This is a genomic window from Chitinophaga sp. G7 BAM 1005 (assembly GCF_057126945.1).
In genome coordinates, this window is sequence record NZ_CP181478.1 from 4,843,635 (window position 1) to 4,866,579 (window position 22,945).

General features: G+C 46.5%; 23 protein-coding genes. 6 read left to right on the forward strand and 17 right to left on the reverse strand.

What is annotated here, in order from left to right:
* Window positions 1-53 precede the first annotated feature (53 nt).
* On the reverse strand, window positions 54-1,454 hold the full coding sequence (locus ACMXI2_RS19300) for a type III PLP-dependent enzyme domain-containing protein (RefSeq protein ID WP_370907932.1): 1,401 nt from the start codon (window positions 1,452-1,454) through the stop codon (window positions 54-56).
* A 261-nt stretch (window positions 1,455-1,715) separates the two neighbouring features.
* Window positions 1,716-2,342, reverse strand: a complete 627-nt coding sequence (locus tag ACMXI2_RS19305; protein ID WP_483777709.1) for a WbqC family protein — start codon at window positions 2,340-2,342, stop codon at window positions 1,716-1,718.
* 416 nt (window positions 2,343-2,758) lie between these two features.
* On the opposite strand from ACMXI2_RS19305, the gene ACMXI2_RS19310 reads away from it, so the two are divergent.
* Entirely contained in the window at window positions 2,759-3,214 is a 456-nt protein-coding gene (locus ACMXI2_RS19310; RefSeq protein ID WP_483777710.1) for an LEA/WHy family protein, read from the forward strand.
* Between the two features lie 18 nt (window positions 3,215-3,232).
* Here ACMXI2_RS19310 and ACMXI2_RS19315 read toward each other — a convergent pair whose 3' ends face one another.
* Genes ACMXI2_RS19315 through pyrE form a run of 3 tightly spaced genes read right to left on the reverse strand, consistent with a single transcriptional unit; the run spans window position 3,233 to window position 4,629 of the window.
* Window positions 3,233-3,523, reverse strand: coding sequence for a hypothetical protein (locus tag ACMXI2_RS19315; RefSeq protein ID WP_483777711.1), 291 nt, complete (start codon window positions 3,521-3,523; stop codon window positions 3,233-3,235).
* Window positions 3,524-3,563: 40 nt separating this feature from the next.
* Window positions 3,564-3,941 (reverse strand): heavy-metal-associated domain-containing protein, encoded by a 378-nt coding sequence (locus ACMXI2_RS19320; RefSeq protein ID WP_483777712.1) that lies wholly within the window; start codon window positions 3,939-3,941, stop codon window positions 3,564-3,566.
* A 52-nt stretch (window positions 3,942-3,993) separates the two neighbouring features.
* Window positions 3,994-4,629 (reverse strand): orotate phosphoribosyltransferase, encoded by a 636-nt coding sequence (gene pyrE, locus ACMXI2_RS19325; protein WP_483777713.1) that lies wholly within the window; start codon window positions 4,627-4,629, stop codon window positions 3,994-3,996.
* A gap of 135 nt (window positions 4,630-4,764) precedes the next feature.
* Between pyrE and ACMXI2_RS19330 the strand changes: the two genes are divergently transcribed.
* A complete protein-coding gene (locus tag ACMXI2_RS19330; RefSeq protein ID WP_483777714.1) occupies window positions 4,765-5,385 on the forward strand; it encodes an NUDIX hydrolase in 621 nt (206 codons plus the stop codon).
* Window positions 5,386-5,424: 39 nt separating this feature from the next.
* Here ACMXI2_RS19330 and ACMXI2_RS19335 read toward each other — a convergent pair whose 3' ends face one another.
* The 4 genes from ACMXI2_RS19335 to ACMXI2_RS19350 are packed head-to-tail and all read right to left on the reverse strand — an operon-like array spanning window position 5,425 to window position 7,801.
* Complete coding sequence (locus ACMXI2_RS19335; protein WP_483777715.1) at window positions 5,425-5,856, reverse strand: hotdog fold thioesterase; 432 nt, start codon at window positions 5,854-5,856, stop codon at window positions 5,425-5,427.
* Window positions 5,857-5,874: 18 nt separating this feature from the next.
* The gene (coaD, locus tag ACMXI2_RS19340) at window positions 5,875-6,351 is read right to left on the reverse strand and encodes a pantetheine-phosphate adenylyltransferase (RefSeq protein WP_483777716.1); all 477 of its coding nucleotides are present in this window, start codon (window positions 6,349-6,351) and stop codon (window positions 5,875-5,877) included.
* Between the two features lie 29 nt (window positions 6,352-6,380).
* Window positions 6,381-6,935, reverse strand: coding sequence for an RsmD family RNA methyltransferase (locus ACMXI2_RS19345; RefSeq protein ID WP_483777717.1), 555 nt, complete (start codon window positions 6,933-6,935; stop codon window positions 6,381-6,383).
* The gene (locus ACMXI2_RS19350; protein WP_483777718.1) at window positions 6,926-7,801 is read right to left on the reverse strand and encodes a DUF3822 family protein; all 876 of its coding nucleotides are present in this window, start codon (window positions 7,799-7,801) and stop codon (window positions 6,926-6,928) included. Before ACMXI2_RS19350 ends, ACMXI2_RS19345 begins: the two co-directional genes overlap by 10 nt.
* 134 nt (window positions 7,802-7,935) lie before the next feature.
* Between ACMXI2_RS19350 and ACMXI2_RS19355 the strand changes: the two genes are divergently transcribed.
* Window positions 7,936-9,267 carry an MATE family efflux transporter gene (locus ACMXI2_RS19355; RefSeq protein WP_483777719.1) on the forward strand — a complete coding sequence of 444 codons (1,332 nt, stop codon included), beginning with the start codon at window positions 7,936-7,938 and terminating at the stop codon, window positions 9,265-9,267.
* Between the two features lie 8 nt (window positions 9,268-9,275).
* Here the strand turns inward: ACMXI2_RS19355 and ACMXI2_RS19360 are convergent, their stop codons facing one another.
* From ACMXI2_RS19360 to ACMXI2_RS19380, 5 genes are all read right to left on the reverse strand, one after another.
* Window positions 9,276-10,031 (reverse strand): hypothetical protein, encoded by a 756-nt coding sequence (locus tag ACMXI2_RS19360; RefSeq protein WP_483777720.1) that lies wholly within the window; start codon window positions 10,029-10,031, stop codon window positions 9,276-9,278.
* Between the two features lie 89 nt (window positions 10,032-10,120).
* The gene (gene folB, locus ACMXI2_RS19365) at window positions 10,121-10,471 is read right to left on the reverse strand and encodes a dihydroneopterin aldolase (RefSeq protein WP_483777721.1); all 351 of its coding nucleotides are present in this window, start codon (window positions 10,469-10,471) and stop codon (window positions 10,121-10,123) included.
* A gap of 74 nt (window positions 10,472-10,545) precedes the next feature.
* Window positions 10,546-11,496, reverse strand: coding sequence for a thioredoxin-disulfide reductase (trxB, locus tag ACMXI2_RS19370; RefSeq protein WP_079473346.1), 951 nt, complete (start codon window positions 11,494-11,496; stop codon window positions 10,546-10,548).
* A 20-nt stretch (window positions 11,497-11,516) separates the two neighbouring features.
* On the reverse strand, window positions 11,517-12,386 hold the full coding sequence (locus tag ACMXI2_RS19375; RefSeq protein WP_483777722.1) for a DUF4249 domain-containing protein: 870 nt from the start codon (window positions 12,384-12,386) through the stop codon (window positions 11,517-11,519).
* Window positions 12,387-12,524: 138 nt separating this feature from the next.
* A complete protein-coding gene (locus ACMXI2_RS19380) occupies window positions 12,525-13,382 on the reverse strand; it encodes a sigma-70 family RNA polymerase sigma factor (protein ID WP_012793808.1) in 858 nt (285 codons plus the stop codon).
* 328 nt (window positions 13,383-13,710) lie between these two features.
* Here ACMXI2_RS19380 and ACMXI2_RS19385 point away from each other — a divergent pair, with 328 nt between their 5' ends.
* From ACMXI2_RS19385 to ACMXI2_RS19395, 3 genes are all read left to right on the forward strand, one after another.
* Window positions 13,711-14,727 carry a threonine aldolase family protein gene (locus tag ACMXI2_RS19385; protein WP_483777723.1) on the forward strand — a complete coding sequence of 339 codons (1,017 nt, stop codon included), beginning with the start codon at window positions 13,711-13,713 and terminating at the stop codon, window positions 14,725-14,727.
* A gap of 83 nt (window positions 14,728-14,810) precedes the next feature.
* Window positions 14,811-17,462, forward strand: a complete 2,652-nt coding sequence (locus ACMXI2_RS19390) for a valine--tRNA ligase (protein WP_483777724.1) — start codon at window positions 14,811-14,813, stop codon at window positions 17,460-17,462.
* A 59-nt stretch (window positions 17,463-17,521) separates the two neighbouring features.
* The gene (locus tag ACMXI2_RS19395; protein WP_483777725.1) at window positions 17,522-17,989 is read left to right on the forward strand and encodes a hypothetical protein; all 468 of its coding nucleotides are present in this window, start codon (window positions 17,522-17,524) and stop codon (window positions 17,987-17,989) included.
* A 9-nt stretch (window positions 17,990-17,998) separates the two neighbouring features.
* Here the strand turns inward: ACMXI2_RS19395 and ACMXI2_RS19400 are convergent, their stop codons facing one another.
* From ACMXI2_RS19400 to ACMXI2_RS19410, 3 genes are all read right to left on the reverse strand, one after another.
* On the reverse strand, window positions 17,999-20,806 hold the full coding sequence (locus ACMXI2_RS19400) for a hypothetical protein (RefSeq protein ID WP_483777726.1): 2,808 nt from the start codon (window positions 20,804-20,806) through the stop codon (window positions 17,999-18,001).
* A 130-nt stretch (window positions 20,807-20,936) separates the two neighbouring features.
* Window positions 20,937-22,364 (reverse strand): L-serine ammonia-lyase, encoded by a 1,428-nt coding sequence (locus ACMXI2_RS19405; RefSeq protein ID WP_483777727.1) that lies wholly within the window; start codon window positions 22,362-22,364, stop codon window positions 20,937-20,939.
* A 104-nt stretch (window positions 22,365-22,468) separates the two neighbouring features.
* Window positions 22,469-22,945 (reverse strand): FKBP-type peptidyl-prolyl cis-trans isomerase, encoded by a 477-nt coding sequence (locus ACMXI2_RS19410; RefSeq protein WP_483777728.1) that lies wholly within the window; start codon window positions 22,943-22,945, stop codon window positions 22,469-22,471.

Genomic DNA, 22,945 nt, shown 5'->3' on the forward strand with positions numbered 1-22,945 from the left:
ATAAGCCCCCCGAATAATCGGGGGGCTTTCAGTAGGATTACTAACCCATTTTTTTAATAACCCAAAATCTTCAGCATACTCTGGGCGGTTTGCTCTTTGGCATATAACCAATCTTTCAACTGCCCGTTCTTGTCGTATCCTACAATCACATGTTTGGGTGAAGGAATAAGACAGTGCTTGATGCCTCCGTATCCGCTTAGCTGGTCCTGGTAGGCCCCTGTATGGAAAAATCCGATGTACAGCGGCTCCCCGGATGCCTGTTGCTTTGGCAGGAATACAGCGTTAATATGTTCTTCAGATGTATAAAAATCATAGCCGTCACAGGTAAGTCCACCGAGATGTACCTCCTGGTATTCCTGGTCCCATTTGTTAATAGGCAACATCAGGAACTTCTCTCCAATACCCCACGTATCAGGTAAGGTAGTAATGAAAGAACTATCGATCATGTACCAGGACTCCCTGTCATTCTGCATTTTCTCACCTATCACACTATAAATCACCGCGCCGCTTTCGCCTACGGTAAAAGAACCAAACTCTGTGTAAATATTCGGTACAGGTACCTTATTCTTTTTACACATGCTCTTAATGTTAGCCACAATTTCGTTTACGATATAGTTGTAATCATAATCGAAGCCCAAAGAGTGCTTGATCGGGAATCCGCCTCCGATATTGATGCTGTCCAGTTCGGGGCAGATCTTCTTCAGCTGGCAATAGAGATTTATTACACGGTTAAACTGGCTCCAGTAATAAATGTCATCCTTAATCCCTTTATTCATGAAGAAGTGCAGCATTTTCAGCTCAAACTTCTCATTACCCTTGATTTTATCTACATAATATTCAAGGATATCGCGCGGAGGAATACCCAGCCTGGAAGTATAAAAGTCGAAACTCGGCTCCTCTTCTGCAGCTACCCTCAATCCCAGTTTCACCTTATCCTTACTCCTGATGTTCCGTTTATAATCTTCCAGCTCTTCCTTGTTATCCAGGATCGGCAGCACATTTTTAAATCCACTGTTGATCAGTCGCGCTATTGCCCTGGTATAAGCTTTGGTTTTAAAACCATTACAAATAACGTAGGTTTCCTTATTTATCTTCTTTCGCTCATATAATTTATTGACGATATCAATATCATAAGCAAAAGAAGTTTCAATATGTACCCCATGCTTCAGGGTTTCCTCCATGATAAAGGAGAAATGCGAACTTTTGGTACAGTAGCAGTAAAAATACTCACCTTCGTACCTGTTCTTCTTAATGGCGTCATGGAACATTTTCTTCGCCTTGTTGATCTGCATCCCGATTTTAGGCAGAAAAGTCAGTTTAAAGGGCGTTCCATATTTGTCTATCAATGCCTTTATATCCAAACCATTAAATTCCAGGTAGTTATCTTTTACTTCAAAGCCCTCCTGGGGAAATTCAAAGGTCTGTTTTACCAGGTCTGTGTAGGTGTTGTTCATTTAGTACTGCAAATGAATTTTAGGAATTAGTAATAGAAAAAAATAACAGGATAACAATCCTTTTTTCCCTCACTGGGAAACTCCTGGTTTACACACCTACGTCAGTTCGAACCCCAGCAAAATAGGTTGCAAATCTAAAGATTTTGTTGATTGCCACCTTAATTTTTTTCGGGAGGTATTCATGGAAAAAGCACAATTACCCGGGCAAATATACAAACAATTACAGGCCAACAAGTTAAATAATATTATTCACTATTTTATTTAGCCTTTTCTCAGTACTTCCAGGGACTGTTTTCCCTCGCAGAAAAGCAGATCCAGGATACTTAGTCCGGGTATGAAGCCGGTACGCTCCTGGAACACCTGTGTATAGCCAGGCTCGCCTGCTGTAACCGGCCCCGGCAGTATACGCTCCCGGGCATCTGTTACACCGGACACTTCCTTTTCATAACTTTCGGTATAAATAATTGGCATCTCAATGCCGAGCTTGCTGTTCATCCATTCGAAACATGCCAGGTTCCAATCCATTAAAAATTGAAAGGGCGTTTCAAACAAACCCTGCAGATCCGCCTCGTAATATTCAAACCACGGAGACCGCCTGTAAGCAGACACCAGCGTTTTCCAATGCAAGCCCTGCCATTTCTCCTCATTACTGATCCTTACATCCTTCATCACAGTCCGCTGATTCTTTCCTCTTGCCAAAGGCACACTTAAAATCATCCGGCCATTTGGCCCGGCAACGTAACAACGGTTCCTGTAACTGAGCTTTTGGTAGTGCTCATATTTCTCAATCTTTAATATGTCATGCTTTATTAAAGTCTTATATGCATCAATTGGTGGAAAATATTGAGATTCAATTAATAATACCTCCCCTTTTACATTCTCTGTCATAATGTCAAAATTTTAGGCGCAGGTGCTGGAATTCCGTTAGTTTCACCTGACAATCACTTATACATAAATACTTAACAATTAACTTTAAGTAGATGATAAACAATTCATAGAATTATTAATCATATGCTAAATAAATTAGCATACCCCACTTTCAGCAAATGAATACCGAAATGCAAAAATACTAAAGAAATTAGTGGCTTTTTTGTTCAATTTTAGCGAACTCAGGAAGGATCACGAAGATAGCATATTTCTTTAAAAGAAACTTTTATTTATATGTGTTTTATGCATTAATTATATAAGCGGTCTCCCCCGTTTTTAAAAATGGGTCCGTTAAAAGTTTCCCAATTCCCCCCCGATTTTTTGATAACTAAAAGCTTTGCAGTAGGTTTACAGAAATTAAAATACCTGGTCAACTGATGAAAGTGTTCCGATTATTAGCCGCTGTTTTTCTTATCTGGGGAGTAGCAAGCTCCTGCGAAAAAAACAAGGATATTCAGTTTGTGAGAGTAGCCGGTATCAGTATGGATGAGCTGGGCATGTCCAAAAGTATTGTACGGATGACCCTGGCATATTATAATCCGAACAACTACCGCCTCCAGTTAAAAGATGCCAACTTCGACCTGTTTTTTGATGACACCCAGGTAGGTCATTCCCTCCAGGATACCACCATTTCCATCCCGGCAAAAGATACTTTTTACTTCCCCGTGAAACTGGAAGTAAACATGGCCAACGTATTCAAAAATGCATTAAGCGCTTTCGCCAATAAAGAGGTAACCATCAAAGCCACGGGAAATTGTAAAGTAGGTAAGGCGGGTATTTTTCTTCCCTTCCCGATAAAATGCGAAACCAAACAAGCCTTGAATTTCTTTTAATCCGGCCGGCCCGGTTTATTAACCGCGTTTCAATAAGTTAATAATTTCCAGAATATGCCCGCGTTCATCCACGCTCCTGAGCGGAGACAGCTGTAAGCCTTTTCTCAATCCGTTCAGATCTTCGGGGAGGCTTCCCATTAATAAATGATGTTGCGAGGCTATCCAATAAGCCAGCGTTGTTTTTAGATTGCGGTTGGCAGGTATCGGAATAACAGTAAGCTTTAGGCAGGGTGTGAGCTTTTTCAGGTAATGCGGGTACAGCCGGCGCATACCGCAGGCAACGTCAGAAAACAGTTCAGCCTTTAGCAAACCGGCTCATTGCCGGATACCAAAGGCTGAACCGGGCTGATTAATGCTTTTTCTTCGGATCCATACCACCACCATCTTCCGGCTTCTTGCAGCAGGTAGGTAATTTGGCGTAAGACTCCGGGTTGGCAGTTACATTATCCGCATCATACCCTGCATTGGCAATACCTGTTTTGACATTCTCAATGTTGGTACGGTCGGTATAGTACTTCACCGTTGTAATATGCTTCTTGAAATCCACTTTCACGGACTGTACGCCCTCTTCGTGCGACATATACCGCTCAATACGGTTTTTGCACGACTCACACTGCACAGTAGGTGTGCTGATCTTCGCTGTTTCCACAGCCTTCTGCTTTTGCTGTGCCATCGCCACGCCTGCACCGGCAAACAGGAACAACACTACTAATTTTAGGATACGCATAGTTGTAATATTAATACCCGAATATACAAAAAAAGTGATATACAATTTTCAGTTACCTGCCCCATTGGTCCGGCGCGCTTCTCCATGCCTGCAACGTAGCTATTTCGTCTGCAGATACAATGCCTTTTTCCTCAGCCAGGGCAATCATAGCGGAATAATTGCTCAATGAATAAAATGGTACGCCTGCTGCTTCAAAAGCTTTTACCGCCACATCAAAACCATAGTTGAAGATAGATACCATGCCAATCACTTCACCACCAGCTGCACGAATCGCCTGCACTGCTTCCAGGCTGCTTTTGCCGGTAGAAATCAGGTCTTCAATTACTACCACCGGCTGTCCGGGTTGCAATACCCCTTCAATCTGGTTCCCCATACCATGCTCTTTGGGCTTGGATCTTACATAAATAAACGGCAGCTTCAGCTGATCCGCTACCAACGCCCCATGTGGAATACCAGCGGTAGCTACCCCTGCAATCACAGCCGCATCCGGGAAGGTTTCAAACACCAGGTTGCACAACTCTGATTTAATATAGTCGCGCACATAAGGGAAAGATAAGATCTTCCTGTTATCGCAATAGATCGGTGATTTCCAGCCGGAAGCCCATGTAAAAGGCTGTGCAGGGCTTAACTTCACGGCCTGCACCTGCAGTAACTTTTCTGCAACTTGTTTTTCGCTTACTTTATTCATACAACCGCCAAAAGTACTATCATTTTATTCAATTTACGAATTACAATAAACGAATTTAAAGAGAGCGCCAGGAATACGTTTCCATCTCCCCAAATTCTCAATTCGTAATTCATAATTCATAATTACATTTGCGGCATGCAAGCAAATATTACGATCTATCTCAACGAGCGCCCACTCCTGCTGAGTGCCGATACCACTACCATCCCGGCCCACTTTAACGGCGCCAAAGTATACGATAACCCGGATACCAAAAAGATGGAAAATGTACTGCAGAAACTGGAAGATGGAAAGAAAAACGCAGCAGTGTTTATTGCACCGGATGTAAAACAACTTTTCAAGAAAGTATCGCTTCATTTTACTACCCTTGTAGCTGCCGGTGGACTGATTACCAATCCTGCCGGTGAAGTACTCATGATGTTCCGCCGCGGCAAGTGGGATCTGCCAAAAGGGAAACGGGATCCGGGGGAAGACCTCGAAACCTGCGCCTTACGGGAAGTAGCGGAAGAAACGGGCCTGCACAACGTTTCACTGGAACATAAAATCACTGAAACGTTTCACTACTACCCCATGAAAAATAAAAAAGTACTAAAACATACCTATTGGTACCGGATGTTGTTCACCGGCACCGAATTAACAGTACCGCAAATAGAAGAAGATATCCAGGACCTGCAATGGATCAAACCGGGAAATGTGGATAAATACCTGAAATACTCCTACGAAAATATCAGGGAAGTTTTCAGAGCCGCAGAAATGTAACATTACTTAGTTCCGCTATAAGCGGAACTAAGCATCCCTTTATCTTTTAGCCAATATGGCTACGGTTAACCGGCTTACACATACCAGCTTATGCTGATCGTCGGTAATGCGGATGTCCCACACATGGCTGGTACTTCCGATATGCAATGGCCGCGCGCACGCATGCACATAGCCTTTTTTTACACCCCTTATATGATTAGCATTGATTTCCATACCCACACAGATCTGCTTCTCCGGGTCTATAATCAGTCCCGATGCCATACTGCCCACCGTTTCCGCCAGCGCCGCTGATGCGCCGCCATGCAGTAACCCATAGGGTTGTATAGTCCTGTGATCTACCGGCATCATCATTTTAAGATAATCCGGACCGATTTCCGTAAACTCCATGCCCAAATAAGTAGCCATAGTAGCGCCTCCCATTTCATTCAAATCGTCCAGTGATATCTTAGTATTGTGCCAGATCGTTTTCATATTATCTGCTTTATAAAATTATTTCTTCATGCGTTTGATGCCTTCCAGCACTGCCGCCGGCAGGAAAGGCGACACATCTCCCCCGTATTTATAAATATCCCTCACCAGGGTAGATGCAATACTGGAGTACTGTGGAACTGTCGTTAAAAAGATCGTTTCAATGCCCGGCGCCACCGTACGGTTCACATCCGCAATGGCCTTTTCATATTCAAAATCACTCACGTAACGGATACCCCGCAAAATAAAACGGGCGTCTAACTGTTTGCAGAAATCAATGGTCAGTCCTGAGTAAGAAGCCACTTCCACCCGCGGATCATCTTTATAGATCTCCCTGATCCAGCTCATCCGCTCTTCCAGTGCAAACATAGGGGTTTTACTGCTGTTCACCCCGATGCCGATCACCAGGCGGTCAAACAGATCAAGTCCACGGTTAATTACATCTGTATGTCCCAGCGTAATAGGGTCAAATGTACCCGGGAATAAACAAGTCCTCATAAGGGTGCGATTGATTTATAAATAAACGGTCAGCGTTTCAATTCCTCCCGGTTAATAAATATGGAGAACACGGTTGCGCCATAGTTCCTTTCAGAACGGTACCAGGAATAATCCCGGAACTTCTTATGCTGTGTATGTTCCACCACCAGCCAGCCTTCCGGGTTCAACAACTCTTTTTCAAATACCAGTACAGGCAACTGATCCAGTGTTTCCATCATATATGGCGGATCGGCAAAAATGAAGTCAAATTTTTCCGTGCATTGCTGCAGGTATTTGAAAACATCCATTTTTACCGTTTTCAGGTTTTCAATGCCCAACGACAAAGCGGTTTTACTGATAAAAGCAGCCATTGCCGGGTCTTTCTCCACAACAGTCATGTCGGTTGCGCCCCTGGAAGCCAGCTCGAAGCTGATACTGCCGGTGCCGCCAAAAATATCGAGTGTTTTTAAAGATGGAATATCCAGGTTGTTTTCAATGATATTAAACAACCCTCCTTTTGCAATATCTGTTGTAGGCCGGGTATGCGGCATTTTTGCAGGTGGTTGTATCTTTCGTCCCCCACTCGTTCCTCCGATTATACGCATAGCGCTAACGCATATAAGTTATGAAAATAATAGCCCGGTATTTCCTGCATTTTTGTAATGTAGCTGAAACCCGGGATTCGTTGTATCCATTCCAGGTGTGGTATAAATTTGTACATCTCCTGGTATACGCCGGCATCCGTAGCCACTGCTCCTCCCAGCTTTACCTTCACCAGCTGCTCATTCAGTTCCAGCTGACGAAGCAGGTTTACCAGGCTATACACCACATCCAGCCCGGTCTGGTAATCGCCTTCCTGTTGAATCAGAAGTTTACCGCCGGCATAAATGGTCATTGTAAACCTGTGCTGATCCACTTCCACAAAAGCCACTCCATCCTTTGCCTGGAAATCCAGGTCCATCGGGTAAGATTGCAACAGGGCCGAATTGGCATGTATCACCAGGTCTGTGGAAAACTCCTTGCGTAAAAAACCAAGCAGGTCTTTATCCACGCTGTAAACATTCACCATCGGCAAGGCGGGCAGTAAATCCGACAGGATAGCTTCCTGTATTTTCTCCGGCGCCCCCAGGTGCAGAAAATCCTTCTTCAGAGAAGGCGTATAGTACGTATGCGGTACCAATACACCTCCGCCGGTGTTAAAAGCCAGCAAAATAGATTTAAAAGCAGTAAACAACAGCTTATCGGTATCAAACACCTGTTCTATCATCTCCAGATCGGCCAGGGCCAGCTTCCGGGGAGTAAAATGATAGGACTTCAACGCCAGGAATTTCTTCGCAACCGGATCAAACACTACATAGCTGAATGTTCCGCTTCCTACCAGTACCAGTAAATTACAGGCAGTGAGATCAGTTTCCAGCAGGGTTTCATCGTCTACTGTAAATGCAGGATGGATGTTATAAGCCACGGGCATATGTAACCTTTCAAATGAATTACAATAATACTCTTTTTAGTTAATTGGTGAGGGCGTTTTGTTGTTTTATATAAGGGAGATGATCAGCAGATAGCCATATCTTTGTCTCTATACCTACAATCAGCTAAAGATTCATGCAACTGGAAATCACCACCCGGCAAATTATCAAAATAGCAGGACCTATATGCCTGGCACTCATTATCCCGCAGATCAATCACATTACCAATACCGCTTTCGTTGGGCGACTGGGCGAATTTGAACTGGCTGCCAACGGGATCGCCGGGATCTACTACCTGGTGATGTACATGATCGCGTACGGCCTGAACAACGGCATGCAGGTACTCATCGCCCGCAGAGCCGGCCAGCAACAGTTCTCCGGCATCGGGCAGCTGTTTTCCAATGGCATACAGGTAGGGCTTTTTTTCTCCGGGCTCGCTATTTTACTCACCCTGCTGGCAGCGCCCTGGTTCTTTTCCAAAAGCCTGCACGATAACCACATCATTGCTGCAGCCGTTTCGTTTATCCGTATCCGTATATGGGGCCTTCCTTTTCTCATGATGCTGAGTATGGCCAACGCTTTTTATATCGGCAGCGGACATTCCAAAGTGCTGGCAGTTACTTCGCTCTTCCAGGAAATGATGAATATCTTCTTCGACTATACGCTCATCTTCGGCAAGCTGGGATTCCCGGCTATGGAACTCAACGGCGCCGCCACGGCTTCGGTGATTGCCGAGGTCACCGGTTGCGGGGTCGCTTTCAGCATCCTGTTCATGAAGCGTTATCACCTGCAATATAGCCTGTTCGGCTATCTGCGGCTCAACTGGAGCATTGTCCGCAATATCCTCAATGTATCCGCACCACTGATTGTACAGTTCCTGTTCAGCATCGGCGGGTGGTTTGTATTCTTTATTTTCATTGAGCACCTGGGCGAACGGCCACTCGCCGTATCCAATATGCTCCGCAGCATCTTTGGCTTCTTTGGCATCTTCACCTGGGCGCTGGCAGCTGCCTGTAATACAATGGTGAGCAATATCATCGGCCAGGGACGGCCCGAACAGGTTTTTCCTATCATCCGGAAAATTGTGGGACTCAGCGCAGGATGCGCTATTGCCATGTGTGTGGTGGTTAACCTCTTCCCTTATACGTTATTGCACATCTACACCAACAGTACCGACCTGATTACTATGGCTATTCCTTCCATCCGGGTCATAACGCTGAGCACCATCCTGATGGCGATAGCAGCGGTAGTAATGAGTGGCGTAGTGGGTACCGGTAACACCAAAATTAACCTGGTAACGGAAATAATCGCCGTTATCGGCTACCTGGTGTATTGCGATATTGTGATTGAAAGAATGCGCAGTGAGTTGCACTGGGCATGGGGAGCAGATTTTATCTACTGGATCATTATTTTCGGAATAAGTTACTGGTACCTGCGCAGCGGCAGGTGGAAAGGGAAAGAAATATAGATCCTTCTTTATTGCAAATCATCCAGCATTTTCTTACAATCCGCTTTGATACTGGCGTCATCCTGGGTGATGTTGCGGAGTGTCAGCGCTTTCTTTAATACTTCTATCGCCTTTTCCTGCTGATCGTCAGCTTTGTAGGCACGGGCCAGTTCGTAGTAGTTGAGGATAAAGGCGGGATCCAGCTGCCGGCACTTTTCATAGTTGCTGATAGCATTGGCAAGCGAACCATCCGGTAAACCGCCAAAAAGCATTTTGGCCGCGCCTCTTTCAAAGGCATTCAGGTTGGACGCTTCGTAGTTCCATTTACCTAAAACATGATAACCCTGCGCCAGGGAAGGATTGAATTTGATAGACAGTTCTGCATATTTCTTCACCTCTTTGGAGGCAGCTACTTTATCTTTTGCACCGGAAATCAGTGCCATACGGCCCATTGCAATGGCCATCGACAAATTGGATTCCGGGCTGTTTGGATTTATTTTAAGCGCTTGCTGCGCATAGCTTTTAGCGAGATTGAAATAACTAATCTTATCGTCTTTGCTTTTCTGCCGGTTGCCGATGCGGGAACATAATTGGCTGGCCTGGTTCAATGCGTCCAGTTCAGAAGGTTGTATTTTGAGGATTTCCTTATCTTTTTCAAATGCTTCGCTTTCCTTCATCTGTTTCTCCAGCTGCCTGGCTTCCTCTACCATTTCACCGACACTCTGGGCCTGTACATACAGTACCGCTGATAATAAAAAGCAAACTGCCATGATCCGTTTCAACATAGGACAGGTTTTTACGGCGTAAGAATTTGTTGATTAACTTATAGCTATAAATTTACGGAAACATCATACATATCCCAAAAAATAGTGCCTTAGTAGTCCTTCTCCAAAGAAACAAGCGAGTTACGGACAGTAGCGCCCATAGGCGGATTCATTTTGCGGAGGGTCACAGTACTGTGCTGGATACCGGGATACCGCTGCTTGAGTGCATCGGTTAATTCATACACCACTTCTTCCAGTAAAGGGCGCGGAATGGCCATCACAGCCTTTGCTATTTCATAGATGCCCTGGTAGTTAACCGTTTCAGACAAATCATCTACGGGCACGGTACCGGGTATACGAACTGTCACATCCAGTACAAAGTGATTACCGATGATGGTTTCTTCCGGGTATAAGCCGTGGTAAGCGTAGAAGGTAGCCTGTTCGAGGGCGATAGTAAGCATAAAAGGAAATTACGGATAATAACGGATTTACAGGAATAATCTCCCTGTAAATCCATTACTTATTACCTTGTTTATTATTGGTGGTGTTCTTTCGCTGATAAGTATCTTTCTGCATCCAGTGCGGCCATACATCCGCTGCCGGCGGCAGTTACCGCCTGGCGGTAAATTTTATCCTGTACGTCGCCGCAGGCAAATACTCCTTCCACGCTGGTACGGCTGGTGCCTGGTTCTGTAACAATATACTCCTGGTCGTCCAGTGTCAGGTAATCTTTAAAGATACCGGAGTTAGGCTGGTGACCAATAGCTACGAAGAACGCGCTTACCGGTATTTCTTTCTTTTCGCCTGTTTTGTTATTGAGGATACGCAGGGCTTCTACTTTTTTATCTCCCAGTACTTCGTCTGTTTCGGAATTCCAGTATACAATGATATTGGAAGTTTTCAGCACGCGGTCCTGCATCACTTTGGAAGCGCGCATTTCATGGCGGCGCACCAGCATATGCACGGTGCTGCACATTTTAGAGAGATAAAGCGCTTCTTCAGCAGCGGTATCACCGGCGCCTACGATAGCCACTTCTTTACCACGGAAAAAGAATCCGTCGCAAACAGCGCAGGCGCTCACGCCGCTGCCGTTCAAACGTTGCTCGGAAGGAAGTCCCAGCCATTTGGCAGAGGCGCCGGTTGCGATAATGATCGCATCAGCAGTAATTTCCTTCTCTTCGTCGATCGTTACTTTATAAGGTTGTTTACTGAAATCCACGGAAGTAGCCATACCATAACGGATATCAGCGCCCATGCGGGCAGCCTGTTTTTCAAAATCCACCATCATTTCCGGACCCTGAATGCCTTCCGGGTAACCGGGATAGTTTTCAACTTCAGTGGTGATGGTTAATTGTCCGCCGGGCTGAATGCCCTGGTATAATACTGGTTTAAGATTGGCTCTTGCAGCATAAATAGCAGCGGTATAACCGGCAGGGCCGGAACCGATGATCAATAAATGCACATGCTCTTGTTGCTTGTTTTCCATTTTGTTTGCTGTATGTATAATTACCTGCTAATAATAATTGTTTTATAGGTTACTGTATAGCCGCCCCAGTAGCCCAATGCGCCGGGTACATTCCCGAGTATCTTTGTGGGCGATGAAAATGGATTGCCATTACTGTTGTAGGCAAAATCCAGTGTTCGCCAGAAATCCCAGGTTGCTTTGTCAATATTACAAAACTTCAGGGTAACGGTATCCCCCGGTTCAAAGAACTCATCGGGCCTGTCATCCGGATTCAGATTTTTATTCACGCCGGCGTCCACAGGAATTTCAAATGTTGTGCCGTTCACGAGCTGGTCATCTACCACAGAATTCAGTCCGGGTAAGTATGGCTCACTGTTTCGCTTTGTAAAGTACCTTCCATAGTTGCCAAACGCGGGAGCATCCGTAATCTTCACCCATAAGCGGGCTTTCGTGGAGTCATCAACTGTTACTAATGTCCACCAGATGGAGTCCAGTTTCATTCCGCGCGGCGGTATAGTTGTCACAGATTCATATGCCTTATTGTCAGCGTTGATGCGTAACGTATAGGTGCCTGGCACATTTCCGGTGAAGTTGTTCGCCGGCTGGGTGAGGTCTGGCAGATATACAAAGAACTTCATATTGCCGGTATCTATCACCCGCTCCTTTAGTGTCATGGTTTTGCTGCCATCTGAAACGGTGACGGTGGCGTTGTGAACAAAGGCATTCGTTAATACTGCCGGATCTATCTGTGAAAAATAGTTAAGGCTGTGTGTGAGAATTACCAGCGGATAGGACTCATTTTCAAATCTGCCTTCCACTACCAGTTGTGGTTCCTGTTGTGGCAGGTTAACACTTACATCCTTCTCGCAGGCGGCAAAGAGCAGTGTAACCAGGATTAAGAAAAGCGGCATACGCATGAGTGCAAAAATAAGGGGTGTTTACTAAATAAGAACACCGGCCATGTATTTACAAGGCCGGTGTTCTTATAGAATAAAGAGGATTAGTAGATTTATCCTTTCGTTAGCGTTAACTCAATGAATAAAGGTATTTTATCCCAGGTATGATTTCAGGGCGCCGCTATAGCGGGCTTTCTGCAGCCTTTTAATAGCACGTTCTTTAATCTGCCTGATTCTTTCTTTAGTCAGATCGTATTTCTGACCGATTTGTTCGATTGTTGCGCCATTTTCACCATCCAGACCAAAATAAGCATTCACAATTTCAGCTTCGCGTGGGCTCAGGGATTTTAATACCCGGCGTATTTCCTCGCGGAGGGAATCTCTCATCACGTCGTCATCAGTAATATCTCCACCTTCCAGCAAGTCGCCCATTGCTACGTCTTCTGCCTCGTGCACAGGTGCATCCAATGACATGTGGCGGGTGTTGCTCTGGAAGATATTGTTAATTTCTGATTCAGACATCTCCAGGATTTCTGCGAGTTCCTCGGTAGAAGGTTCACGCTCGTTTTCCTGTTCAAATGCCATATAAGCTTTGTTAGCTTTATTATAGGTGCCAATTTTGTTTTGCGGAAGACGAACAAGACGACCCTGTTCAGCCAGCGCCTGCAGAATGGATTGGCGAATCCACCAAACTGCATAAGAAATAAATTTGAAACCTTTGGTTTCGTCGAAACGTTGTGCCGCCTTGATCAAGCCGAGATTACCTTCATTAATCAAATCACTCAGGCTAAGGCCCTGGTGCTGATACTGCTTCGCAACAGAAACAACGAAACGTAAGTTTCCTGTAGTCAATCTTTCAAGAGCCTTTTGATCGCCCATTTTAATACGTTGCGCCAAAACGGTCTCTTCCTCAGGTGTTAACAAAGGGATCTTCGAGATTTCCTGCAGGTACTTTTCTACCGCCTGCGAATCACGATTGGTGATCTGGGTGGCAATTTTAAGTTGCCTCATATGAAAAATTGTATTGGTTTATAAATAAATAACAGCGAAAGAAATTTTTTGTTCGGAACTTTTAAAATTATTAACTTACAAAGTTTCCCGCGCTTTATTGTTTTGTTTCAAAATAAGTCTGCAAAGATCGTGCTAACCAACCACTCTACCAAATCCTTCTTATATTTGCCAGCCATATAACAAAGTACAGTTTTATAACGGAATTTTATAGTGCTTTAGTCCCTGTACAGCGTTGGTTTATACAAATTTTAACAATTGATAAAGAATCATATTTAAATTAACATCTTAACTAATTTAATTGTTAAGCCGTTGCAAATTTTTCAATAAAATGATTGACTTTAGAAGCGACACTTTTACACGTCCCGGCCCTGGCATGTTACAGGCTATGCTGCAGGCAGAAACCGGTGATGACGTTTTCGGTGAAGATCCCAGCATCAACAAACTGGAAGCCATGATGGCAGAATACTTTGGCAAACCGGCAGCTTTGTACTGCCCTTCCGGCACAATGAGTAACCAGATCGCCATTAAAGTACATACGTTGCCGGGGGATGAAGTGGTTTGCAGTAATCTCGCCCACGTATATATTTATGAAGGAGGCGGCATCGCCTTCAACTCCGGCGCCCAGGTACATGCCCTCATCGGCGACCGTGGCATGATCCGCGCCACCCAGGTGGAAGCGGCCATCAACCCCGATGATGTGCATAAAGCCCGCACCAGCCTCGTTTGCCTCGAAAATACCTCCAACCGCGGCGGCGGATGCTGCTACGACTGGGAAGAAATGATGAAAATAGGCGATGTCTGCAAACAACACGGCCTCGCTCTGCACCTCGACGGCGCCCGCCTGTTCAATGCACTGGTAGCCACCGGCCAGGATCCCAAAACATACGGACAACTGTTCGACAGCATCTCCGTTTGCCTTAATAAAGGAATGGGATGCCCGATGGGCTCTGTACTGCTTGGCAGCGAAACATTTATCAAGGCCGCCAGGCGTATCCGTAAAAAACTCGGCGGCGGCCTCCGGCAAGCCGGCTTCATGGCTGCTACAGGTATCTACGCAATGGAAAACAATATCGCCCGGCTGGCAGAAGATCACCTCCACGCCAAACAACTGGCACAGGCCCTGCTGGAAAAATCCTTCACCGGCCACATGCTCCCCGTGGAAACCAATATCCTCATCTTTGAAGTAACAGGCGACTGGACGCCGCAGCTCTTCGCCGATTATCTCAAAAAACAGGGAATCCTCGTAATGCCCATCTCCCCAACACAGGTTAGAATAGTCACCCACCTCGATGTTACACTGGAAATGATTGCACAAACCTGCGAAGTCATCGCAGAGATGGCATAATGCAAAGGGCAACTATTCCTGCCCTTTAAATTTCCATCTCTCCTTAATCTCCGTTATTTTTGCAACCTTATATTATGAATAGCATGGAACTTTCGAAAAATTACCTGCCTGCAACGGTTGAAGAAAAATGGTACCAACAATGGATGGATAAAGGCTACTTCCGCTCTAAACCAGATGGCCGCCAACCCTTTACTGTCGTCATCCCTCCTCCAAACGTCACCGGGGTCCTCCATCTTGGCCATACCCTCAATGAAACCGTACAGGATATCCTGGTACGCCGGGCTCGTATGAGCGGCTTCAACGCCTGCTGGGTTCCAGGCTCCGACCACGCCTCCATTGCCACGGAAGCAAAAGTGGTAAATATGCTCAAACAGGAGAAAGGCATCGAAAAATCCCAGCTCACCCGCGAAGAATTTCTCAAATATGCCTTCGAATGGAAAGATAAATACGGAGATATCATCTACCACCAGATAAAAAAACTTGGCTGCAGCTGCGACTGGGACCGTGTAACCTTTACAATGGACGATCACTACTATAAAGCAGTGATCACCGTTTTCATAGACCTCTATAAGAAAGGAGTGATCTATCGCGGCGCACGCATGATCAACTGGGACCCCAAAGCCAAAACAGCTTTGAGCGACGAGGAAGTAGAATATAAAGACCTCCAGGGTAAGCTCTATCATGTGAAATACGCCATCACGGACGCCAACGGCACTCCAACCGGCGAATATATCACCATCGCCACACAGCGCCCGGAAACCATCATGGGCGATACCGCCATCTGCGTAAACCCGGAAGATGAAAGATACACCCACCTGAAAGGTCACTTTGCTACCGTACCGCTGGTAAACCGCCGCGTTCCGGTAATATTTGATACCTACGTAGATAAAGAATTCGGTACCGGCGCCCTGAAAGTAACACCCGCACACGATATCAACGACTATAACCTGGGCCTGAAACATAACCTGGAAATTGTTGATACCCTCAACGACGATGGCACACTCAGCGCCGCCGCTGTTGTTTTCGTAGGGGAAGACCGCTTCATTGCCCGCAAAAAAGTAGTAGCCGCCCTCGCAGCAGAAGGGCTGCTCGTAAAAGAACAGGAATATACTACCCGCCTCGGTTACAGTCAGCGTAACCCCGACACGGTAGTGGAACCACGCATCTCCACCCAGTGGTTTGTAAAAATGGCTGAAATGGCCAAACCCGCCCTGGACGCAGTAGTGAACGGCGATGTAAAAATCCATCCCGGCGACCGCTTCCTGGCTACCTACAAATACTGGATGGAAAATGTAAAGGACTGGTGCATCTCCCGCCAACTCTGGTGGGGACAGCAAATCCCTGCCTGGTACGCACCGGACGGCTCCTTTGAAGTAGCCGCAACCGCCGCTGAAGCAGTACAGCAGTTTGCCGCCCGCAGCATCACCGTTACCGCAGCCGAACTCACACAGGACCAGGATTGCCTGGATACCTGGTTCAGCTCCTGGCTGTGGCCAATGGAAGTATTCAATGGCATCTCCCAACCCAATAATGAAGATATCAACTACTATTACCCTACTTCAGTACTGGTAACCGGACAGGATATCATTTTCTTCTGGGTAGCCCGTATGATCATGGCCGGACTGGAATTCAAAGAAGTGAAACCCTTCAGCGACGTATATTTCACCGGAATGGTACGCGACAAGCAAGGCCGTAAAATGAGTAAGCAACTGGGCAACTCCCCCGACCTGCTGGAACTCATCCACGCCTACGGCGCCGATGCCGTACGCTTTGGTATCATGATCTCCTCACCGGCAGGTAACGACCTTCTGTACGATGACTCCAGCTGTGAACAGGGCCGTAACTTCTGTAATAAAATATGGAATGCCCTCAAACTGGTGAAAATGTGGGAACAACGCCAGGAAGATGACAGCACTGCCAACGCCGCCACAGATAACTTCGCCGTGAAATGGTTTGAAAGCAGGTTGAACGAAGTACAACTCGAAGTAGCTTCCCTGCATAAAGACTTCCGCCTCAGCGAAGGGCTCAAAGCCATCTACAGCCTGGTATGGGACGATTTCTGCAGCTGGTACCTCGAATGGGCAAAACCAGGTTTTGAACAACCAATCCCTGCTTCCATCTACCGCAAAACAGTTTACTTCTTTGAACAACTGATGCAGCTGCTGCACCCGTATATGCCTTTTATTACCGAAGAAATATACCAGCAACTCACCGCACGTGCAGAAGATGATTCCCTGATGATGAAACAGTTTACCACACCGCAGGCGCCGGTACACGCCACCCTGCTGGAAGGTGTGCTGGCGAAAGAAGTGATCAGCAGCATCCGCGATGCACGTAATAAACACCAGATAAAACCAAAAGATCCGATCGTACTGCACATAGAAACCAAACACGATAATGCATTCAAACAAATTGAAGGCATGCTCGCCAAACAGGTGAATGCAAAAGCGATTCACTATGTACAGGAACCCGTGCCTGGTTGCATTACCCTCGTGATCCAGAAGGATAAATTTTACCTGGGTACAGAAACCGTACTGGATACCACCGCACAAAAAGCAGCACTCACAAAAGACCTCGAATACCTGAAAGGATTCCTGGTGTCTGTAGAAAAGAAACTCAGCAATGAGCGCTTCGTACAGAACGCAAAAGCAGAAGCCGTAGACGCAGAACGTCAGAAGAAAGCTGATGCCGAAGCAAAGATTGCTGTCATCGAGGAAAGTTTAAAGTCCTTATAATTTTTAGGATCGCCCGGTCGTTACTATACCGGGCGATTTTTTTATATCCCGGTACTATCATGCAAAAACATCTGTTACTCAGTTTCTTATTAGCCACTGCTGTTACACCGGTCATTGCGCAATCCGCAAAAAAACCGGCTACTGCCGTAACCAGCAAAAGACCCATGAAACTCCGCAGCAGCTGGGGCATCTACCTGAGCGATACGCTACCGAAAAGTGAAGTCATCAAATTACTGGACTCCGCATTGATCGTGCGGGACGAAAAGAATATTAAATACCCGGTGCTCTCCTTTGCTTTTACTTATGAAAAACATGAGCCCTATCTTAACGATACTACCGGGCAACCCGCTATATACAAAGATTTCACAGGAGATAATTTCAAAGCAGCTGCCCTCCCCGCTGCCTGGAGCAAAAACCTGAAGGAAACCCTGCAAACCGGTGATGTATTGTACTTCGACGAAATCATCATCAAATATGCAGAAGAAAAATTCTACAAAGCCCCTGCCCTCCGGATCAACGTCAAGTAATCCATCTCCCTAATAATTAAACAACTGCTGGATCGGTACAATAAAATCAACCCGGTTCTGTGCATTGTCTACCGGGTCCTGGTCAAACAAATGACTGAAACGCACGCCAAACGTAAAAGGCAGCGCGTTACCTATGCGCGTATCAAAAAATAACTCCGTACCGGCAGAAGTATAACGGCTGTTGATATCCACATTGTTGCGGGAGAAATTAGCCATACTGTAATCGTAGAACAAATTAGCCCGGATACGGTTAAAATACAGGATCTGCGCAAAGCCCCAGTCGGGATACGCCAACGGTAAATGATAGTTGGCGCCCAGCTTATAAATACTTGTATACAACGGCGTATTATACCCTCTCGCATATACGAAATTATCCGTGAAAGTATAATTGAACGCATTATCACGCTGCTGATAAGCTCCCTGCAACACCAGGTTATGATTTTGCCATAACCCCGGTAAATACTGATCCAGCCGCGCATACAGCTGCTCCGCATATAAGCCGGTTACAGAGCTGTTATACTGTACCGCCACATATTGCCCGAAATGCGTGTAAATATTTTGTACCGCTTTGATCCGCTGGTTATTAAAGATGATGGTGTTAGTCAGGAACTGCAGATCATTTCCTTTATACTTACTGTCCAGGTAACGGTGACGGATATTGTAATTACTACCGAAAGATAAACTACGGCTGTAAAGCCCTGCCGACAGGTTCAGCGGTATACTGACGCCCACATGCGCAGTGGCCTCATTCCAGTACACCCGCTGCCGGTTCTGATCCAGCCCGTTACGGTTAATGGTATAGTCGGCTCCTACAGATAGCACCGGGAACCATCCCCCGAAAGTAAAGCCTGCCGCGATGTCGGAACTACCTTCATTCCTGTTGTACGTATAGCCGATACTGGTAGACGTAGTACTCAATATATTTTCCCCGATCAGTGAAATACTATAATCCGGATCATTAAAAGATGGCACCCAGCTGTGGAAGTTAAACGGACGGGTAAACTGCGGATATTTCTTCACCGGCAGGGAATCATGCGCCAGCTCCAGGATGTTGCCGCCTTCTTTGAAATGAGGCTGCAGCCAGGCGCTGCGCCCGTCTTTACTCACATCGGCAGGCTCCCATGCAGCCTTGTTCAATGCAGCATGATACAGCTTATATCCCTTTACGGTAAATTCACTGAAAACAAGACTGTCGCCCGCCGGATCTACCGCCATATGCAACGCACTGTTTCCCCTGTCGGTAACTTCATACGTTTTTTTATCGGCCAACGTAATCGCATATACGTTGTTTACATCTTTCAGGCCGCTGGTGAAATAAACTGTATCTCCGTTCACTACCGGTATTCCCAACACGGTATAACTGAAAGGCGTGAGCATCGTGCTTTCGCCTGTAGCGAGCGATTGCTGTACCAGCGCCATCTCTCCCTTATTATTTCTTACCGCACTGATCACGGCCTGCTCTCCGGCAGCAAAACGGGGATAAGTATAATACCAGTTTTCCGGATTGGGCAACTGCTTTTCCACGGCCGCTGTGCGTGTGTTGATCAACTGCAGGCTGTATTTCATTTCCGTAGTGGTAGCCACTGCTATTACCCGCTCACCATTTTCACTGATATCCGGGGAGAAGAATTTCCCCTTCGGGGAAACAGTTTTCGTACGCCCGGTAGCGTTATCCCATACCCGGATCACGGAAAAATTTTTCCAGCCCCACCGCGTGTCGAAACGGGCGGAAGCCCATACCACACGGCCATTGCGGTAACTGAAAAAATCATCGTATACCATGCCGGGGCGTACCAGCAAATGCTCTTCACCGGAAGCATTTAACCGGTAAATACCGGGCACTTTATTCCAGGCATTTTTTAATATCACCCATTCATTATTACCCGCACTGTATACGTAGTTGTAGTTGGTTACCGGTTTGGCTACCGGCTGCAAAGGCTCCGCCGGTGTAGTGTCGGGCCGGGCAGCATAGTTATTCCACAGCGGCTGGTATTCCTTCAGCACCGCATCATAAAAGCCGGTTACATTCATCCCTGTTCTCTTCTTCAGACTGTGTGACAATGGGTAAAACACGCCACGGAAACGAACCGCGTCACTGGTAACATCTTTCCAGAATGTTTGTCCGTAGTGTTCCCGCCCGTAAGTAGTCATCATATATCCCAACGGATAATGATCCGGTACATAATCAACATACGAGCCATTGCGGATTTTCATATAGGCGTAATGTTTACCTGCCAGGGAAAGGCCGCGGAAGCCATCAAAGAAACCCGGGAGCCGGCCGCGCCCCTGCGGTGTTAACGCGGTTTCCATCACCACTGCATCACCTTCCCAAAACCAGTTGGGTACCGCTATATTAGTGACCGCCGCTTGTCCGAGCTGCCCGCCGAGGATAGAAAACACTTTGGATACTCCCTGCCGGAAGTTCATATTCTGCAATACGTGCCGGTACTCATGCACGGCCAGCTGGTCTACCCAGTTAAGAGAGCCCAGGTCCAGCGAATTAGGAGGCGGCGTCAGGTAAAATTCAGAGCGGAAGGGGCCGAGTTGTACATATCCATTGGATTGCAGCGTTTGATTCTGCAATACAATACTTACTTTTTTTTCAAGACCACCAATAGAAGACCGGGTATAGCGGTTAAGATAGTGAACCAGGTTGGCGACCCGCTCTCCCTGCGCGGTCATACCGTGAGGAAAAATCACCTGCACCGTATCCGTGTTGATCTGTTGCCATTTCAGCGAAGGCGGATTACCTCCGAATTGTTGCGCCGATAAAGAAAAGGAAAAAGAAAGAAGAGTAATGGCCAGGATAACACGCATAAAAAATAACGAATTACGGATCTAAGCAGATGATGATAACGTATAAACGAAAATATGGTTCTTTCCTTATATTATAACCGATATTCGCCGTAATCTGCTTTTAAATCTGTAATTCGTTATTGGATATCTTTTAACATTCCGGCAGGCTGATAGGAATATTCACTGCCAGTCCTCCATCGGAAGTTTCCTTATATTTTGAGTTCATATCCTGCGCTGTTTCCCACATGGTTTTTACCACAGCGTCAAGGGAAACCTTTGCCAGTTCAGGATTGCTTTGCAGCGCCAGTTGCGATGCGGTGATCGCCTTAATGGCGCCCATTGTATTCCGCTCAATGCAGGGGATCTGCACCAGTCCGCCGATAGGATCGCAGGTGAGGCCCAGGTGGTGTTCCATCGCTATTTCCGCCGCCATCAGTACCTGGCGCTGGGAACCTCCCAGGCACTCGGTGAGGGCAGCCGCCGCCATCGCGGAAGATACGCCTATCTCTGCCTGGCAACCGCCCATTGCTGCGGAAATGGTGGAGCGCTTTTTAAAGATGCTGCCTATTTCAGAAGCCGTGAGCAGGAATTGCTGGATCTTTTCTTCATGAAAACCATCGCAGAAAGCGATGAAATATTGCAAAACTGCCGGAATTACGCCTGCAGCGCCATTTGTAGGCGCCGTTACCACTCTTCCGAACGACGCATTCTCTTCATTTACGGCCAGCGCAAAACAGCTTACCCAGTCGAGCGTATAGCTGAAATGCGCTCCGCCCGCCCTGATGGCGTCAATCCAGGATGCATAATCAGTATAGGTACGCCCTTTCAGTAATTTTTTGTTGAGCGCCGCAGCACGGCGGCCAACTTTCAGTCCGCCTGGCAACTCCCCGCCGGTATGGCACCCGCGGAAAGTACATTCCTGCATTACGCGCCAGATATTCAACAGCCCTTGCCGGGTTTGTTCTTCCGGGCGCCAGGCGTGTTCATTTTCCATCACCAGCTCAGAAATGCTATACCCGGTTTTAATGCACCACTGCAGCAGCTGGCGGGCAGTATCTATCGGGAAAGGCAGATCTACCTGCTGGGCGCTGCCACCGGCATCTCCTTCCTGCACCACAAAACCGCCACCGATAGAATACCAGGTGGAAGCCAGCTGTTCACCATCCAATAAGGTAACGAGGAAAGTAAGCGCATTGGGGTGAAACGGAAGGGATTCTTCAAAAAGGAAATCAATATCTTCAACAGGGTCAAAATCTATTTCATATTTACCCGCAATTTTCATCCTGCGGCTACGGCGGATATCATCCATTTTAGGATTGATCTGGTTCACATCAAAAGTTACCGGATCATCCCCACAAAGACCCAGCTGAACGGCAATATCGGTACCATGCCCATGACCTGTTTTGGCAAGGGAGCCATATAATAATACCTGTACTTTACTAACAGCCGCCAGTTTGCCATCCTGCTCCAACTGATCCAGGAAGCGCAATGCTGCGCGCCACGGACCTAAGGTATGGGAACTGGAAGGACCAACGCCTATCTTGAAAATGTCAAATACGGAAATACATTCGTGTGCCACTAATTTTTTATTTATCTGTAAAATTAACGGAAAGCAAGGGAATAATACAAATGCAAAAGCGGTACTGGTTCTGCCGGTACCGCTTCATGTTATATCTTCTTCAATTATTTATTCACAAAGTCTTTCAGTTTCACGTTGAATACCAACACGGAATTCGCCGGAATCTTAGGGTAAGCGGTGGGACCGTAAGCATAAATGGAAGGAATGATCAGGTTGATCTCTCCACCCTTGCGGATTTTAGGAATACCGATCGTCCATCCGGTGATCACTTTATCAAGGTCAAACCTGGCACTGTCGCTGCTGTCAAAAACCGTTTTATCCAGCAACTGGCCTTTGTAGGATACCCATACGTTGGCAGCAGCATTCACAGAATCACTGCTTCCTTTTGTTACAATCTGGTAAAAAAGACCACGGGGCTCGTGTTGTACATTGGTAATATTATTGGCAGCGATATATGCTACAATTTTTGCGGAGTCAGCATCGTACTGTGCGATAGCGTCATAGGCAGGTGCATCATCTTTTTTTGAACAGGCGGCAAGCACTAACAGGAATAATCCTCCCAACAGAAAAACTTTCTTCAT